The organism is Syntrophales bacterium, from assembly GCA_023228425.1.
GTDB lineage: Bacteria > Desulfobacterota > Syntrophia > Syntrophales > UBA2210 > MLS-D.
In genome coordinates this window covers 108,365-124,118 of record JALOBE010000002.1, presented here as the reverse complement: position 1 = coordinate 124,118, position 15,754 = coordinate 108,365, and the positions used below count along the sequence as shown (strand labels likewise).

The following is a 15,754-nucleotide window of genomic DNA, read 5'->3' as shown; positions in this document are numbered from 1 at the left end:
ACGATGCCGTCACATATGGTACAGCTCTTCGCCCAGGAGCCGTATCCAGTTGTCGCTGAGAATTTTCAGAGACTTTTCAATGTCGTCCACTCCCAGGACTACAACGGTAATGTCACCGGTTCCAAGACAGGCATAAATATACTCAACATTGATGCGAGCGCTTCTGAGCGGCTTGAGAACGGCGTTCAGGCCGCCGGGATGGTGAGGTACGACACAGGCGATGACCTCGGTAACCTCGACGTCATAGCCTGCTGATTTCATAACATTGAAGGCCTTGTCAGGGTCGTTGGCAACGAACTGGAGTCTTCCCTCCTTACCATGGCCCTTGAAATAGATTGCAATAATATTGATGCCGTTGGCGCCGAGAATTTCACTTACCTCGGACAGTCCCCCCGGTTCATTTTTTAAAAAATGTGAAATCTGCCTGATTGTTTTCATGGGGATAATCCTTTCATTACGTACCCGGCACCCCGATCGAGAGCTTTCCTGTTGAGCTTTATGACGGAGCTCGATTTTCCCTTAATAATTTCTTCAAGACCATTCATGATCGATTCGAGAGTGGTCAGCCGTGTCCTTGCGACAAAGGCCCCCAGCATGATCATGTTAAGAACGCGGGGTGATCCCAGCTCCCCGGCCATGTCGCCGGCGGGAACGAGAACCCGGGAAATGTCTTCTCGCGTCAGATCCCGGTCTATGACGCTGGAGTTCAGGAAGACCGTTCCGCCTGACCGCATCATGTTCTCATACCTGGTCAGGGAAGGCTTGTTCATGATGACCGCGAAATCAGGTTCGGACGCGACAGGCGAAAAAATTTCGTCATCTGAAACGGCAACCGTACAATTCGCCGTGCCGCCCCGCATCTCCGCTCCATAGGACGGCAGGTAGGTCACGTGTTGCCCGTCACGCATGGCGGCAACGGCAAAAACGTACCCCATCATGAGAACTCCCTGGCCGCCGAATCCGGCAAATACCGTTTTCTTCATAGATGCCTTGACCCCCCCTGCTGACGTCGAGATGTTCCCGTTTCATCCTTGATAACTTTCAGAGGGAATACCTTCATAATTTCCTTTTCAATCCGCTCGCAGGAATCGAGAGGTGATAATTTCCAGTTCGTCGGGCAGGGTGAGAGTATTTCAACAAGTGAGAAGCCCAGACCTTCCATCTGGTTCCTGAAGGCCTTCGTGAGGGCTTTCTTCGTTCTGACGATATGCTTGACGGAATGGACCGATGTCCGCTCGATGTAGACGCTTCCCTTGGCGATGGCGACCATTTCGCTCAAATCGATGGGGGAACCGTCCCGTTCGGCGATCCTGCCTCCCGGCGTGGTCGTTGTTTCCTGGCCGATAAGGGTCGTCGGCGCCATCTGGCCGCCCGTCATGCCGTAGCAGCTGTTGTTCACGAATACAACGGTTATGTTTTCCCCCCGATTGGCGGCGTGAATCGTTTCGGCTGTTCCGATCGCGGCTATATCGCCATCGCCCTGATAGGAGAAGACGATCCTGTCGGGCAGAACCCGTTTGATTCCGGTACACAGGGCCGGGCCTCGCCCGTGAGCGGCCTCGGCCATGTCGATGTCCAGGTAATCGTAGGCAAGAACGGCGCATCCCGCGGGCGGAACACCGATCGTGATATCCCCGATTTCAAGCTCTTCTATGATTTCGGCTATGAGCCGGTGAATGATGCTGTGACCGCAGCCCGGACAGTAGTGAAAAGGGGCATTGAGCAGATATCTCGGCCGTTGGAAAACGGGTTTCGCCATCAGGCTTCCTCTTCGAGACGCCGTCGATAATAGAGGCTCGTTATGACCTTTGCTATCTCGTCGGGAGTCGGTACAACACCGCCCGGCCGTCCATAAAAGTGGACTTCACTCCGGTGTTTCAGGGAGAGTTGCACATCTTCAACCATTTGTCCCGTATTCATTTCATAGACCAGGAATTCTTTGACGAACCTGCTCGCGTCTTCAAGAGCCCGGCGTGGGAAAGGCCAGAGCGTCACGGGACGGAGCAGGCCTACTTTCAATCCGATTTCTCGAACACGTTTTATGGCCCCCTTGGCTACACGGGCGGCGGTGCCATAGGCCACAACCACCAGACGGGCGTCATCGGTCCGATAGGTTTCAGCCATCTGGAGTTCCTTGGAAATGTTTTCGTATTTACGGAACAGTTTCCAGTTGTGCTCCTCTTCCTTGGCCGTATCGAGAATCAGAGACTTGACCGTTCTGCAGGGTCTTCCGGCGGCTCCGTCAAGGATCCAGTTTTTCTTCGGAAGATCGGCCGCGGCGAGGGGTTCGGGAAGAAGCACCGGTTCCATCATCTGTCCCATCATACCGTCGATGAGCATGATGACCGGTGAACGGTAGTGATCGGCGTACTCGAAGGACCTTCGGGTGAGATCGGCCATTTCCTGGCCCGAGGCAGGCGCCAGAACTATGCAGCGGTAATCGCCGTGACCTCCACCGCGGGTGGATTGGAAATAGTCGCCCTGTGAAGGAGCGATATTGCCCATGCCGGGACCGCCCCGCATTGAGTTGACCACGACAGCCGGCAGTTCCTGGGCCGCGAGGAAGGAGAGTCCCTCCTGTTTCAGGCTCAAACCGGGGCTGGAAGAACTTGTCATGGCGCGGGCGCCGGCTATTGAGGCGCCGATCACCATGTTGATCGAGGCGATTTCGCTCTCTCCCTGAATGAAGGTTCCGTCATCCAGGGCGGCCATGGCGGAGGCCATGTATTCCGCGAGTTCGTTCTGTGGTGTGATGGGGTAGCCCGCGTAAAAACGGCAGCCGGCCCTGACGGCCGACTCGGCGATCACATGGGTCCCCCTCATGAGAATTTTATCAGTCACGGTACACTTCAATGGCGACATCGGGGCAGATAATAGCGCAGATGGCGCAGCCGGTGCAGAAACGTCCCTCGTTTGATTCCGATGGTTCCAGATACAGTGCCGGGTAGTAGCCTTTTTCATTCAGTACATGCGAAAAGCCGATCACCTGGGCGGGACACACGGATATACACAGGCCGCACCCTTTACAGGTGTCCTGGTGAATAACGATGTGGCCGCGACGAAGAGGTTTTTTGTTTTCTGCTTGTTTCATGGTGCTGTGTGGGGACTTCCCGGGAAACGTGTCCGTTGTTCCATGGAAGGCCGTCGGATTTTTCCTGAAAAGGTGATTACGGTAATGAATGTGCTGCTTATGCCTCATCACGCCATTTGTCAAGTACTAAAAGAGCACAGGATGTGAACAGGGGCCGGGAAATCCTTGTGTCTACCGACGGTCGATTCGTTCCGTAAGACGGTAACCTCAAGACTTTTGTGTCACCTTCGGAAAAAAGGACATCCACCGGTGTTGTCTTGTTTTTTCACAGCCGGAGAGAGGAGAGCATAGGGGAGGTGTGTACTCCATGCCGGTCGTTACGCGCTTGACTCACGGTTTGATTGCTATTACGGTTATGCCCATGGATGACTGTCGAATACCGGATACCATGGCGCTGAAGCGGCATGTCTGCTTCCGGGCAGGGGCAGGGATCGGAACGCTTGCCGTCGCCTTGCTCCTGTGCGTGTGTCTGTGCGTGTGGCCTTTCCGGAGCCATGGCGGCGATTTCGCGGGGCAGCCTTTTTATCCCGGTGAACGTTTGGTTTTCGTCGTTACCTGGGGCGCCATACCGGTCGGCGAAGGTGTCCTGGAGGTGATGCCCCGGACGGATGTGAATGGTCTCGAGGCCAGACATTTCGCCATGGTCAGCAGGACAAACGCTTTTGCCGATATTTTCTACCGTGTCCGCGACCGGATGGAAGGCTTTACCGACAAGGACATGACCATGTCCCTCCTCTATACCAAGAAAAGCGAGGGGAAAAGCAGGCGCGATGTCGTGGTGACCTACGATTGGGATACGATGCGGTCGCGCTATTTCAACAACGGAGAAGAACACGCCTCGGTTGCCCTGCTGCCCGGATCGTTCGACCCCCTCTCCATGTTTTTCGCTTTCCGGTTTTTTGATATCGATGTTGGAAAAGAGTTTGCTATACCGGTTTCTGACGGGAAAAAAACCATCACCGGCAGGGCGGTCGTCATGGATCGGGAGATGATCAAGGTCCGGGGCGTTGATTATGACAGTTTCCTCGTGCGGGTTGACATGGGTGACGTGGACGGCGTTTTCAAAAAAAGCCGGGACGCCGACCTTTTTGTGTGGGTAACCGCCGACAACCGGCGCATGCCCGTACGCATGAAAAGCAGTGTCGTGGTTGGAAGCTTCACGGTAGATCTCGTCACAGCCGATCCGGGACTTCGGAATACCCCGGAAAGCAACGCCGGATCTGCTCTGCGGGAGTCACCATAAAATGCTTGACCTTGCCCGGATCAGTTGAGAATATACACTGTCACTGTAATGGTACATTCGTTTCGATCCTCTGTGTTCCCCGTATTCGACAGGGCAGTTCTTTTCGCCGCACCACAAAAGGCTGTCTGGAGTATTTTTGTTTTTTCAGACACCGGCTGGATAAAGGTGAAGGAGGAACCATGAAGAAACCAGCGATTTTTCAGATACGATCCAAAAAAGACGCCCGGTTGCTTGCCGGAGAGATCCGTCGTTCGGACAGGGAGTTTTACTATTACGTTCCTCTTTTGGGGGGAATGGATGGCGGATTCATCAGCATTCGCTGCAATCACCATTCGACTCTGTGTGAAGTGTATTCATCCGCGCCGGGCTGCGGAAACATGGAAAGCAGGCACAATGCCGAACTGGTTGAACATCTCTGGAAAGAACGCAAGTATATAAACTCGGAACTTCGAAAAACAGAATCGGAATGGTTCGGCTTCTTCGCGGAGAAACGATAATCGTTACAACAGACCTGATTTGTTTCATTTCTTCCTGACCGTTCACGGTACCCGCCTGTCCCGGTGAGCCGTCCCGCCCGATCCCCCGTGCCCTGTAACTCCTCAGTTATGCGACGGAAAGCTCTATCTATTTGATAATATAGAACAATTATGTGCCCAATGTTTACGCAAAAGGGTGTAAAAATGAGATTTTATAGCATTTGTATGAAGCGTCCACAAGGTTATCAACATGGCTATGAACAGTCCTGTTGACGATGACCGGAACCGACGGGACGAGCGGGCGGAAAATCAACCGGTTAGTTGGAGTTGCTGGATAGGGGTCCCCCTTGAAGAGGCCCGTTCGATGTTCAAAGGATCAGGTTGAGCAGCCCGCCGGCACTTATGGATGCTATGAGCATGACCGCCATGGACTTGAAAAAATCTTTCATTCCGAGTTCCCGGTACAGGACGACGAAAGCGGCGATGCAGGGGAAGAACATGGTGAGCACCACTGACCCGACGACCATTTGTTTCGCCGTCATTGCCGTCGTGGCAAGCATGCCCAGAGCGGCATCCTTTCTCAGAAGCCCGATGATGATGGAGGTGACCGATTCTTCGGGAAGGCCGAGGATGCCCTTTACCACCGGCGCCGACAGGCGGGTTAGAACGTCGAAGACCCCGATGTAAAAGAGGATGTTCACAACAATAATCGCGCCCAGAATGATGGGAACCGCTTCCACCAGGTATCCCCGCACCCGCATCCTGAGCTTCTGAAACACTGACGTCCAGGGAGGCCGTCGATAGGGCGGGATCTCGATAAGCAGCTCAGGGCTGTGCCCTTTCATGAGGTAGTTGAGAATCATGCCGATAACCACCCAGGATACCGCCAGTGATCCGTAGACCATGAGGACGTACCGGATACCGTAATCTCCCACAAGACCGATAATCATGGCCTGGGCGGAAGCGCAGGGAATCGCTATGGCCACCAGGGTGGCGGCGATGAACCGTTCCCGTCTGCTTTCGAGGACTCTGGTGGCAAGGATGGCCGGAACAGCACAGCCCAGCCCCAGGAGCGTGGGGATTATGGCATAGCCGTGAAGGCCGAGGCGGTGCATGGTCGTGTCCATGAGAACCGCGAGCCGGGGCAGGTACCCCACGTCTTCGAGGAGTCCCAGTACGAGGTAGAAGGAGATGATATAGGGGAGAACCATCCCCAGCGGTACATAGAATCCGCTGCTGAGAACGCCGAAGGATTCGGTGAAGCTGATCTCCCCATCCAGCAGCTTTCCTATGATGATATTATGCAGAAAGCCGTCCCCTCCAAGGTGAAAGCTGGCGCGTTCCAGGACGGGAAGCCACAATGTCGTGAAGAGCGGGTCGAAAAGGTAATCGATCAATGATTCTCCGATGAAGCGTATGATCACGAAGGAGAGGATGAGTATCGCCGCTGCGATGAACAATCCCGAAAGAGGCTTGACGCTCGCATCTTCAAGCCGCTCATACCACCGGTGATGGCGATGGCTGATCTGCTGGACCATAGAAACGATATTGCCCACGGAGGCCCACCGGACATCCTGGATGAGGGGGGGGAACCTGGGTGAGCGGGCCTCGGGGATTCGTTCCACGAGATCTTTGATGCCCTGTCCCGTGAGTGCCGACGTGGTGACCACGGGCACCCGGAGAACTTCCTCCAGCTTGCCGACATCGATTTCGATACCCTTGTGGACCGTTTCGTCCCAGATATTCAGCGCTACGATGACCGGTATGTCCCGTTCCAGAAGCTGCAGGGTGAGATAGAGGTTTCTTTCAAGATTCGTCGAGTCGACCACGTTGATTACCAGATCGCCCGTCTGAAGCATTTTCAGGGCTATCTCTTCGGCCTCGCTGGTAGGATCAAGTGTGTAGGTTCCGGGAACATCGACGATCTCCACCATTTCATCCCCGAGTTTCATGGTTCCCGTGAGATATTCAACCGTGGTCCCTGAATAATTCGCGGAAACCACGCGAACCCCCGTAAGACGCGAAAAAACGACGCTCTTGCCTACGTTTGGGTTACCCATGAGCAGGATACGCATTATCAGGGTTCCTCTGCGGTCACCAGTATTTTGTCAGCCATGCCGCGGCCGATGGCGATATGGGTCCTGTCGACGAGTACCGTTACGGGTCCTCGGGAAAAGACGGGATGGATCATGGTAATTTTTTTGCCCCGGCGGATGCCGAGGGCGTTCAGGCGGCTCACGAGGCCCTGCCCGCCCTGGATTTCGGACACGATCGCCGTTTCATGAGGTTTCAGATCAGAAAGAGTTTTTTTCATGGCACTCCTGGTCGCTTTCACCCTGCGGAAGCGGTGAGAGCTTAAAAGTTAGATAGGCCTATCTATACCTGTGCCGTGTAATTGTCAAGAGAGATAAAAGAATAGGGACATGGAAAGGAAAAATAACCCGGTGAGAGTGACTCTCTCGGACGGATGTGTCGGCGATGCCGGCGGTTTGTCCCTGTCGAGCCTTGCGATGGCTGGGCCGGAAGGTGTCCGGCGGGGGTGGATGATTCCGTTTCGGCAGGACCCCACTATCGAGGGCGGTCGATGTGGGCCGACCGGCCGCAGTGAACATGCCTCGGGAACCCGGTTTCTTCCGGCTCGGTCCGATCAGATGAAACGGCCCGCCTTCTCCGGCCGGTAAGAAGGCGGGCTCAGTATCGGTGCTGAATGTCGTATAAAGATTTTTAGAAGTTGTATGCGAAACCGATACGGAACAGTTGTTCGCTCGGCTTGACGCTCATGACAGGAACGCCGGCGTCATCGAGGTCTTTCGACTGGTACCAGGTGTAGGTGTAGTCGGTGCGGAAAGAGACATCTTTGTTTATGGGAAATTCAAGTCCCAGGCCGATCCGAGGACCGGTAAAGGTCTTCTTCTGTGACCAGGCAAGGGGAGGGACTTCAGCTTCGAATTTCGTCGCGACCCATCCGGCCCGGACGTAGCCGAGAATGGTTTCCGTAAGCATGCCTCCGAGACGGGCTGTCAGGCCCAGGGTCCAGTCCTGGGACAGTTCCGCCTTCGCGCCCATCAAATCCACATCCACATCTCCACTGCTCCAGGAGCCCTCAGCCTCGATACCGAAGTATATGCCCTGGGGAGACGTCGCGCCGTATCCCGCGAAGAGACCGGCATTGACACCGCTTCCGCTGAGAGAATCCAGTGTCAGTGTGCCGGGGCCGACGTCCGTTTTGTAATCAGTGGATCCGTACCCGAGATTTACGCCGATGTAGGGGCCGTTGAACATTTCCGCCATGGCTGTTGAAAAAGACAGGGAAAACACCAGGGCCACGACAAGAGCGAAAAAGTAAAAACGTCTCATCATAGTTCTCCTTTCCGTTTTGGTTTTGAGTGGAATGCTTCGGGTTTTTGTTCGGCAAATGACTGACAAATGACTATAGCAGTCGATACTGTAATGTCAACCCTGTTCCGGTATGCTTCAGAACCAGTCCTTTTTCTTGAAAAAGAGGAGCATTCCAAGGGCGCCCAGTACCATGACGAGCCACAGTACCGGGTAGGACCACCGCCAGGTGAGTTCGGGCATGAACTCGAAATTCATGCCGTAAATGCCTACGATGAACGAGAGTGGAATAAAAATCGACGCGAACATGGTGAGAATCTTCATAACCTCGTTCATCCTGTTGCTTAGGCCCGACAGGTAGAGATCGAGCATGCCCGTTATGAGGTCCTGGTTTGTCTCGACGATGTCGATGATCTGAATCGTGTGGTCATACAGATCCCGCAGGTAACGGTCCAGCCCATCGGTCAGGAGTTCCGATTCGCTCCGGTCGAGTTCGCTTATCAGTTCCCGAAGAGGCCATATCGATTTTCCCAAAAAGATGTTTTCTCGTCGTAATGTGTGAATTGCCTGGAGCGTTTTTCTGTCGGGCCTTTGTTCGAGCTCATCATCGAGAGATTTGATTCGTTCGCCGAATCGCTCCAGCAGGACAAAATAATTATCAACCACGGCATCGAGCAGGGCGTGGGCAAGGTAATCGGCCCCCATTTTTCGAAGACGTCCCTTCTCTCCCCGCAGCCGTTTCCTGACGGTACCGAACAGGTTTCCCCGGGCTTCCCGGAAGGACAGGACATAGCCTTTGCCGAGTACGATACTGACCTGTTCCGTACTGACTCTGTGGGAATCCTGCGCCAAGGAAAGCATTTTTACGATAATGAGAATATAGTCGTCATAATCTTCCGCCTTGGGGCGCTGCGTCGTCGTAAGAATATCTTCCTGGCTCAGGGGGTCAAGGGAATAGAACAATCCAATTTTTTCCACAACATCGACCTGGTGAAGTCCTTCGATGTCTATCCAGGTAACCGGGAAATCGGTCGTCAGGGAAAGGCATTCTTCAATGGTGGCCGGAGCCGTCTCGTGGACGCCATCGGGGCCGTAGTCAAAACGGGTGATCCTGATCTCCTCTTCCCTGCGCTCGCCCACGTGCATGAGTGTGCCCGGAGGGAGACCAGCCTTATCGGTGCGCGTTGTCATTCCCCTGTCGCGTTCTTCCATGTGACCACCTCTCCTGTTTCAAGATAATCCGGGCGTCTGCTATGATGCAGGACGTTTCGCCGCACATGACGGGATTGAGATCTATCGATTCGACGGTTTCCTGCATCTTCATCATCAACCGGGAAAAACGCACAATGGTCTTGATGAGCGTGTCCATGTTGACAGGCTCGGAACCGCGGTAGCCGGCCAGGAGCTTGTGGGCGGTCAGTTCACTCAGCATGGGCTTCACGTCCCGGACTTTAAGAGGCGCCATGCGCAGAGCGACGTCCTTATAAATCTCGACGCCCACGCCGCCCATGCCGACAAGAATCATGGGGCCGAACTGCAGATCGTTTTTCGCTCCGATAATCAGCTCGAGGCCCCTGACCATCTCCGCTATCAGCATGCCGGCGAAACCGTCGAAGCCTTGAAACCTCTCCAATGTCTGAATCAGTGTCTCGTCGTCCCTGACGCCGACAACGACACCCTTGGCATCGGATTTATGCATAATGGACGGCGAAACGATCTTGGCTACCAGGGGATAACCGATTGTCCGGGCAATGGCCAGGGCCCGGGGAGCCTGGGTCACCACATTGTATCGAGGCGTTTTAAATCCGTAGAGGGAAAGCAGCCTCATCGCATCGGGCTCGAGGACCCAACCCCACTCCCCGGATTTCCGGATAATTTCTGCCGCTTCTTGTTTCAGCATGGCTTTTTCCTCATCAGGGCCTTGGCCATCAGCACCGCGCCTTCGATAGAAGAAGACACGGGTGTTCCGTTGAATTCGAACCCATCTACCATCATGTTGTATTTTTCCACGTGCGGAACATAGGCGATAAGCGGTTTGTTGAAGGGACGCATGGCCTGGCTCAGCCTGACTCCGATGTCGAGAGTCACGCCGGGAATGTAGGGCAACAGCAGGACAATGACGCAATCGATTTCAGTGGAAGAGCCCAGGGCTTTCACGCAGGCGACGAAGTCGTCGTCTGTCGCGCTGCCCGTGAGGTCCACCGGGTTTGCCACGGAGGCGATGGGGCTGACTTTATCTGAGAGACCGCTGCGCACCGCCGACTGTGTCGCTTCGTTAAATTCGGGTACGGACATGCCATCCAGGGCACAGGCGTCTACCGCCATGGCTCCGTGGCCTCCGCTTGCGGTAATAATACCGATTTTCCCCTCGATGGGCTGTCTGTAGGCGCTCAGCACTTCGCAAAAAGCGACCAGTTCATGCTCGTTGGCCGCCTCCAGGATGTTGTGCTGCGCCACAGCCGCCTGGAAACCCGCGTAGTCTCCCGCCAGGGAGGCAGTGTGGCTCGATACGGCCCGATGTCCCGCTTCGGTTTTTCCCGATTTCATCAGCACCACCGGCTTGGGCGAACAATCGGCGGCTTTGACGAATTCCCGTCCTTCTCCCTCGTTGAAACCCTCGATATAAAAAGCGATGACATTGGTTTTTGAATCGGATCGCAGGTAGCGAAGCAGGTCGATTTCGCGAATGACGGCCTTGTTGCCGATGCTGACGGCCTTTGAGATTCCCACACCCTGCTGGGTAAATTTGATCATCTGGTCAACGAGGATACCGCCGCTCTGACTGACAATGGCGACATCGCCGATACCGGGCGTGATCATCCTCTCCATGGGCAGGAAAAAGGTGTCAAGGCGGTGGGGAACGTACAGGCCAAGGCAGTTTGGCCCGATAAAGGGGAAGTCGGCTTCACGGGATATGTCCACCAGCCGGTGCTGGAGATCGGGCCGGCCGCCTTCGGTAAAGCCGCCGGAAATGATTGCCGCGGACTTAACACCGGCATCGATGCATTGGATCAGGATGTCGGGGACAAACTCGGCTCGGGCGGCAATCACCGCGAGATCGATTTTTTCCGGAACGTCGGCAATCAACGGATACAGGACCGTATCGCGCAACTTTCCTCCCTTCGGATTGACAGCGAATACTTCAAGAGGGTAGCGGTTTTTGTTTTTTTCATAAATAACGTTGGCCGGATGGCGCTCAGAGGTGGCGGAAACGCCGAAGACGGCCATCGTCCCGGGTTCAAAAAGCGGCTTGAGTTTCATTGTTCCCCCTTTTTACGGCCCTGCCGGGGCTGTCTGGTGCGGTGCGGTTTTCAAACAGGCGATCCGCCTCTCAGGAAAAAAGCGAGCGCACGTCAAGGGAAGATTCCCTTCCGAGGCTGTCGTAATGCCTGTCGAGCCATTCGGCTGCCGCATGTCTTCCCTCCCGATGAAGGAAGGTCAGAAAGTCCCAGCCGGCATTCAATTTGCTCGAGACGTTGAGCGGCCGGTTGGCGGCATCGAAATCGATCATGTGGATCAGCATCTTCTTGTAACGGCCGGGGTCAAGACTTTCAGCGTCCAGCAGCCGACCGACAAACTCAATCGCCCTCAGTTCCTTCATGAGGCTGCCGTTAAAGGTTATTTCGTTGACCCGGTTGAGAATCTCCTGGGCGGTCCGGGGGATGTCATGACGGTAAAGAGGATTGATCTGCACGATCACCACGTCCCTGCCCCGGCATCGGTAGGCGAAGGGATAGAGGACCGGGTTTCCCATGTAGCCGCCGTCCCAATAGGCGTCCCCATCGATTTCGACCGCCTGGGAGAGAAAGGGCAGGCAGGCGGAAGCCATCACCATGTCAACGGTCATTTCCGACCGTTCGAAGACCTTGACGTGACCTGTTCGTACATTCGTTGCGGATATGAAGAGCTTGACCTTGTCGCAGCTTCGCACCCGTTCAAAGTCTACACGGCTGGCCAGGAGTTCGCGCAGCGGGTTTATGTTCAGTGGGTTCAGCAGATAGGGCGATACTGAACGTTCCAGCATATCGAAGAGCATAAAGCCCGGTGAAAGGTCGAGATTCCACCGTCCGGCAGCGATATCCGCCGGGGTTCGCTGGATCGGGCTGAAGATGGAGGCCGCACTTACGGCATGCCAGAAATCATGAAGGGCCCTTCTCGCGCCCTCCCTGTGGCCTCGCATCAGACCGTCGGCAACGACCACGGCATTCATGGCACCGGCGCTGGTGCCGCTGATTCCTTCGATGACAATCCTGCCGTCTTCAAGCAGGCGATCCAGAACACCCCAGGTAAAGGCTCCGTGGGATCCACCGCCCTGAAGGGCCAGGTTAACGCTTTTTATCTCAGTTTTGTTTCCTCCCGATCGCTTCTTCTTTCCCCGAGCGTCGGTGTGGTTTTTCGAGTCCGGCTGTTCGGTCATGGCATGTGTTCCCCCCGGTAACGATACGATCCGGCTTCCGGTTTTCTATGGCGGCTCGCGGCAGCAGACCGGGTTTCACCGACCGTCGAGGTGCTTTGAAGAGTATGTCATGCTGTCGTCGAGGTACCTTGATTGCAATCGGGAAGGAAGGACGTCCGTTCCCCTGCAGGGCCGCGGTCCAGCATTCATTCAATCTCGGTTGGTCCCGTCGGTCTCTGTTTCCGGCGACGCCGGCCATGGAAGCCTCATGATGAGTAACCCCGACAGGGCCCCGCGCATCGACGATCATCCGGGTCGGGAGTCGTCCCGGTTTCGGAATCTTCACTTCTTGTCCAGGAGCTTCGAGATGCTGTGATCGGGATCGGATTGCTCGAATATAGCAGTTTGTATGATGTATTTCCAGCGGAAAGAGTCCGGAAATCCGCCATTGATTTTGGAAGCAGGGATATGCGACAATATTTTTGATTTTTCCTTTCACACACGATCAGTTCTCTCGAACAATGCACGGCGGCCATCATTCGTCCTCGCGGGCCGGTTATCAACAACCCACACCTGGAAGGAGGTGCGCTTTGGCTGATTATCCCTGGTTCAAGAGTTATGATGCGGGGGTGCCGCACACCCTTGCGCCCTACCCGGACAAGAATCTGTTGGACGTCGTTGCTGAAACCACCAGACAGCGGCCGGACCATATGATGATGTGGTTTAAGGGCAATGTCATCACCTATTCCCGGTTTCAGAAGTACGTGGAAGATACGACGCGGGCACTGGTCGGCCTCGGTGTGATGAAGGGCGACCGGGTGGCGCTGCTCCTGCCGAACATACCCCAGATGCTTATTTGTCAGTTTGCGGCGTGGAGGGCAGGCGCCATTGCCGTACCGGTCAATCCGCTCTACAGCGATTCCGAGCTCGAGCACACCCTTGAGGACTGCGGTGCGGAACTGGCCATCGTTATGACCCCCTTCTACGATCAACTGAAAAACGTGCAGCCCCGAACCGGCGTAAAGACGGTAATCGCAACGGGAGTCAAGGAGTACCTGGCTCCCTTCAAGAGGTTCATCTTCGGGCTCCTGATGGAAAAGAAACAGGGCCATTACGTGGAGCTCAGACCAGGCGATCTATGGCTCCAGGAGGTCATTCGGGAATATGCGCGCTCCCCGCTTCCCGACATACGGCCCGGCTTTGACGAGACCGGCCTGATCCTCTTCAGTGGAGGCACCACGGGTGTTCCCAAGGGTGTCATGCTCTCTCACGGCGCTATCATGATGAACGGCATGCAGACACGCGCCTGGTTCGGCACGGTGCTGACGGACTGGGAGGACGTGACCATCCTGCTGATGCCGCTGTTCCACATCTACGGGAATATCATTCTGGTTTCGACCATACTGAACGCCAGGGTGCCCATCGCTCTGGTACCGAATCCCCGTGACGTTCCCGATCTGCTTGCCACCATCAAGGCAACGAAGCCGAAATTTTTCCCCGCCATAGCCCCGCTTTTTGTGGGCCTGATGAATCATCCCGATGTGAAGTCAGGTGCCATCGACTTCAAGTCCATGAAAATGTGTGTTGCCGCCGCCGCGCCGTTGTTGCCGGAAACCAAGAAGAGGTGGGAGGCGCTGACCGGGGGAAAGCTTGTCGAAGCCTATGGTCTCACGGAATCCGGCATTATCGCCATGGGGCCCATACAGGGGACGTGGAAAGAAGGGGCCGTCGGACTGCCCACACCCGATGTGGAAGTCAGGATCGTCGATATCGTGGACGGAAAAACGGAGATGGCTCCTGGCGAGACCGGAGAGATTATCGCCAGGGCACCCCACCTGATGCAGGGTTACTGGAAAAATCCCGATGCCACGAAGGAGATGATCCGTGACGGATGGCTGTACACCGGCGACATCGGGCACCTGGACGGTGACGGCTATCTGTATATTACATCGCGGAAAAAGGAGATGATCAAGCCCAGTGGTCATCAGGTCTTTCCGGTGGAAGTGGAGGAGGTCATCGCGGCCCATCCGGCGGTTATGGAGGTGGGCGTGGCGGGCGTTAAAGACCCCGAGCGGGGAGAGGCGGTCAAGGCATGGGTCGTGCTGAGGTCCGGACAGCAATGTACGGCCGAGGAACTCAAGGCCTTTTGCAAAGAACGGCTGACAGCCTACAAAGTGCCGAAACACGTTGAATTCCGGGACTCCCTGCCCAAGTCGCTCATCGGGAAGGTCCTCAAACGTGTGCTTCAGGAGGAGGAAGAAAAAAAGCAACAACAATGACGAGTTCGTTAGAAGCGTCCCGGTCCGCCTCCGGCGGTCCTGTAACATACAACTAACGTGCCGTAAGCGGGCATCGTCGAGTATGGACGCGCCGGCGAACCCGGAGAAGGAGACCGAACTAACAATTGTGTACTTAATGATTTCATATACGTATGTCTCTGTTGCCTGGAAGTTCGCCCGACGGTGCTTTGTACGCGGCTATCGACGCCGGGAACGTCCGGCGTCGATAGCTTCCGGCGGGAACAGAAGTTATTTAAAAAGACCCCGTACGGCACCCCTGACGCCCTGGCGAACCTCATCCACGACACTTGCCTTGGCTTCGTCCCTGGCTGCCCTTCCAATATCCCTGGCATCGTCGGCCAAGCCCTCACCCGCGTTGGACCTGGTTGATGAGCCGTCGCATCCGCCCACGCGGCGACCTGAAAAGGTGTTTCTTATCTCCGTTCCGTCGGGTTTCATGACCATGGTCATCGAACCATGCATGCTGTCGTCCCTATAGGTAGCCTGCCCCCTGCCGTCCATGCCACCCCCGTCAGCGCTGCAGGTCATTTTCCAGGACACGGTGTCTCCGCTGGTTTTGATGTCCGTGATTTTGCACTCGCTGCTTTCATCGGGACTCACGGGGACCAGGTCGTCTTCGGTGATACAGATGGTCTGTGTCATGCTCTGAGTGGGCAGGCCGGCCATTTCAATGTTTGTGGTGATCTCCCAGTTTCCGGGGTTCATCTGCGGTTCCGCCCAGGCATATCCGAACCACAGGGCAATCACTATCGCCGAACAGACTAAAACGATGTAACGGGTCATTGTAACACCTCCAAATTACGACGGGGCATATATCCAGGTGGATACAATGCCGTGAATGGGGTGGCCCTTAAATCAGAACCGCCTTTGCCGCGTCCCCGGTGGTGCCTGAAGTTGTAAAGCGACACCGCC

General features: G+C 55.4%; 16 protein-coding genes. 3 read left to right on the top strand and 13 right to left on the bottom strand.

Features of this window, described 5'->3' with window-relative positions:
• Positions 1 to 9 precede the first annotated feature (9 nt).
• The 5 genes from M0Q23_01470 to M0Q23_01450 are packed head-to-tail and all read right to left on the bottom strand — an operon-like array spanning position 10 to position 3,091.
• Positions 10 to 438 carry a hypothetical protein gene (locus M0Q23_01470; GenBank protein MCK9527317.1) on the bottom strand — a complete coding sequence of 143 codons (429 nt, stop codon included), beginning with the start codon at positions 436 to 438 and terminating at the stop codon, positions 10 to 12.
• The gene (locus tag M0Q23_01465) at positions 435 to 983 is read right to left on the bottom strand and encodes a 2-oxoacid:acceptor oxidoreductase family protein (GenBank protein ID MCK9527316.1); all 549 of its coding nucleotides are present in this window, start codon (positions 981 to 983) and stop codon (positions 435 to 437) included. Before M0Q23_01465 ends, M0Q23_01470 begins: the two co-directional genes overlap by 4 nt.
• Positions 980 to 1,759: a thiamine pyrophosphate-dependent enzyme gene (locus M0Q23_01460; GenBank protein ID MCK9527315.1), complete on the bottom strand. Its 780-nt coding sequence runs from the start codon at positions 1,757 to 1,759 to the stop codon at positions 980 to 982. Before M0Q23_01460 ends, M0Q23_01465 begins: the two co-directional genes overlap by 4 nt.
• Positions 1,759 to 2,841, bottom strand: coding sequence for a 3-methyl-2-oxobutanoate dehydrogenase subunit VorB (vorB, locus tag M0Q23_01455; GenBank protein MCK9527314.1), 1,083 nt, complete (start codon positions 2,839 to 2,841; stop codon positions 1,759 to 1,761). Before vorB ends, M0Q23_01460 begins: the two co-directional genes overlap by 1 nt.
• Positions 2,834 to 3,091 carry a ferredoxin family protein gene (locus M0Q23_01450; protein MCK9527313.1) on the bottom strand — a complete coding sequence of 86 codons (258 nt, stop codon included), beginning with the start codon at positions 3,089 to 3,091 and terminating at the stop codon, positions 2,834 to 2,836. The genes vorB and M0Q23_01450 overlap by 8 nt, the downstream gene beginning before the upstream one ends.
• Positions 3,092 to 3,398: 307 nt before the next feature.
• Here M0Q23_01450 and M0Q23_01445 point away from each other — a divergent pair, with 307 nt between their 5' ends.
• Both M0Q23_01445 and M0Q23_01440 read left to right on the top strand, forming a co-directional pair.
• Positions 3,399 to 4,334, top strand: coding sequence for a DUF3108 domain-containing protein (locus M0Q23_01445; GenBank protein MCK9527312.1), 936 nt, complete (start codon positions 3,399 to 3,401; stop codon positions 4,332 to 4,334).
• 179 nt (positions 4,335 to 4,513) lie between these two features.
• Positions 4,514 to 4,831, top strand: a complete 318-nt coding sequence (locus tag M0Q23_01440) for a hypothetical protein (protein MCK9527311.1) — start codon at positions 4,514 to 4,516, stop codon at positions 4,829 to 4,831.
• Positions 4,832 to 5,178: 347 nt separating this feature from the next.
• On the opposite strand, the gene M0Q23_01435 is transcribed toward M0Q23_01440, so the two are convergent.
• The 7 genes from M0Q23_01435 to M0Q23_01405 form a co-directional block, all read right to left on the bottom strand.
• Positions 5,179 to 6,885 carry a ferrous iron transporter B gene (locus M0Q23_01435; protein ID MCK9527310.1) on the bottom strand — a complete coding sequence of 569 codons (1,707 nt, stop codon included), beginning with the start codon at positions 6,883 to 6,885 and terminating at the stop codon, positions 5,179 to 5,181.
• A gap of 2 nt (positions 6,886 to 6,887) precedes the next feature.
• On the bottom strand, positions 6,888 to 7,124 hold the full coding sequence (locus M0Q23_01430) for a ferrous iron transport protein A (GenBank protein MCK9527309.1): 237 nt from the start codon (positions 7,122 to 7,124) through the stop codon (positions 6,888 to 6,890).
• A gap of 410 nt (positions 7,125 to 7,534) precedes the next feature.
• Positions 7,535 to 8,167 carry a porin family protein gene (locus M0Q23_01425; protein ID MCK9527308.1) on the bottom strand — a complete coding sequence of 211 codons (633 nt, stop codon included), beginning with the start codon at positions 8,165 to 8,167 and terminating at the stop codon, positions 7,535 to 7,537.
• 117 nt (positions 8,168 to 8,284) lie between these two features.
• Positions 8,285 to 9,358, bottom strand: coding sequence for a magnesium/cobalt transporter CorA (corA, locus tag M0Q23_01420; protein ID MCK9527307.1), 1,074 nt, complete (start codon positions 9,356 to 9,358; stop codon positions 8,285 to 8,287).
• Positions 9,318 to 10,046 carry an acetate--CoA ligase family protein gene (locus tag M0Q23_01415; protein MCK9527306.1) on the bottom strand — a complete coding sequence of 243 codons (729 nt, stop codon included), beginning with the start codon at positions 10,044 to 10,046 and terminating at the stop codon, positions 9,318 to 9,320. The genes corA and M0Q23_01415 overlap by 41 nt, the downstream gene beginning before the upstream one ends.
• The gene (locus tag M0Q23_01410; GenBank protein MCK9527305.1) at positions 10,040 to 11,407 is read right to left on the bottom strand and encodes a CoA-binding protein; all 1,368 of its coding nucleotides are present in this window, start codon (positions 11,405 to 11,407) and stop codon (positions 10,040 to 10,042) included. Before M0Q23_01410 ends, M0Q23_01415 begins: the two co-directional genes overlap by 7 nt.
• 70 nt (positions 11,408 to 11,477) lie before the next feature.
• Positions 11,478 to 12,563, bottom strand: a complete 1,086-nt coding sequence (locus tag M0Q23_01405; protein ID MCK9527304.1) for a patatin-like phospholipase family protein — start codon at positions 12,561 to 12,563, stop codon at positions 11,478 to 11,480.
• A 569-nt stretch (positions 12,564 to 13,132) separates the two neighbouring features.
• Between M0Q23_01405 and M0Q23_01400 the strand changes: the two genes are divergently transcribed.
• A complete protein-coding gene (locus M0Q23_01400; protein ID MCK9527303.1) occupies positions 13,133 to 14,821 on the top strand; it encodes an AMP-binding protein in 1,689 nt (562 codons plus the stop codon).
• Between the two features lie 249 nt (positions 14,822 to 15,070).
• Here the strand turns inward: M0Q23_01400 and M0Q23_01395 are convergent, their stop codons facing one another.
• The gene (locus M0Q23_01395) at positions 15,071 to 15,625 is read right to left on the bottom strand and encodes a DUF3617 domain-containing protein (GenBank protein MCK9527302.1); all 555 of its coding nucleotides are present in this window, start codon (positions 15,623 to 15,625) and stop codon (positions 15,071 to 15,073) included.
• Positions 15,626 to 15,754: the final 129 nt, after the last annotated feature.

Excerpts from the sequence above, each read along its gene's own strand:
- M0Q23_01395 (MCK9527302.1), bottom strand. The coding sequence starts at position 15,625 with ATGACCCGTTACATCGTTTTAGTCTGTTCGGCGATAGTGATTGCCCTG.
- M0Q23_01470 (MCK9527317.1), bottom strand. The coding sequence starts at position 438 with ATGAAAACAATCAGGCAGATTTCACATTTTTTAAAAAATGAACCGGGG.
- M0Q23_01460 (MCK9527315.1), bottom strand. The coding sequence starts at position 1,759 with ATGGCGAAACCCGTTTTCCAACGGCCGAGATATCTGCTCAATGCCCCT.
- M0Q23_01435 (MCK9527310.1), bottom strand. The coding sequence starts at position 6,885 with ATGCGTATCCTGCTCATGGGTAACCCAAACGTAGGCAAGAGCGTCGTT.
- corA (MCK9527307.1), bottom strand. The coding sequence starts at position 9,358 with ATGGAAGAACGCGACAGGGGAATGACAACGCGCACCGATAAGGCTGGT.
- M0Q23_01445 (MCK9527312.1), top strand. The coding sequence starts at position 3,399 with ATGCCGGTCGTTACGCGCTTGACTCACGGTTTGATTGCTATTACGGTT.
- M0Q23_01415 (MCK9527306.1), bottom strand. The coding sequence starts at position 10,046 with ATGCTGAAACAAGAAGCGGCAGAAATTATCCGGAAATCCGGGGAGTGG.
- M0Q23_01465 (MCK9527316.1), bottom strand. The coding sequence starts at position 983 with ATGAAGAAAACGGTATTTGCCGGATTCGGCGGCCAGGGAGTTCTCATG.
- M0Q23_01440 (MCK9527311.1), top strand. The coding sequence starts at position 4,514 with ATGAAGAAACCAGCGATTTTTCAGATACGATCCAAAAAAGACGCCCGG.
- M0Q23_01410 (MCK9527305.1), bottom strand. The coding sequence starts at position 11,407 with ATGAAACTCAAGCCGCTTTTTGAACCCGGGACGATGGCCGTCTTCGGC.
- M0Q23_01430 (MCK9527309.1), bottom strand. The coding sequence starts at position 7,124 with ATGAAAAAAACTCTTTCTGATCTGAAACCTCATGAAACGGCGATCGTG.
- M0Q23_01425 (MCK9527308.1), bottom strand. The coding sequence starts at position 8,167 with ATGAGACGTTTTTACTTTTTCGCTCTTGTCGTGGCCCTGGTGTTTTCC.
- M0Q23_01405 (MCK9527304.1), bottom strand. The coding sequence starts at position 12,563 with ATGACCGAACAGCCGGACTCGAAAAACCACACCGACGCTCGGGGAAAG.
- M0Q23_01450 (MCK9527313.1), bottom strand. The coding sequence starts at position 3,091 with ATGAAACAAGCAGAAAACAAAAAACCTCTTCGTCGCGGCCACATCGTT.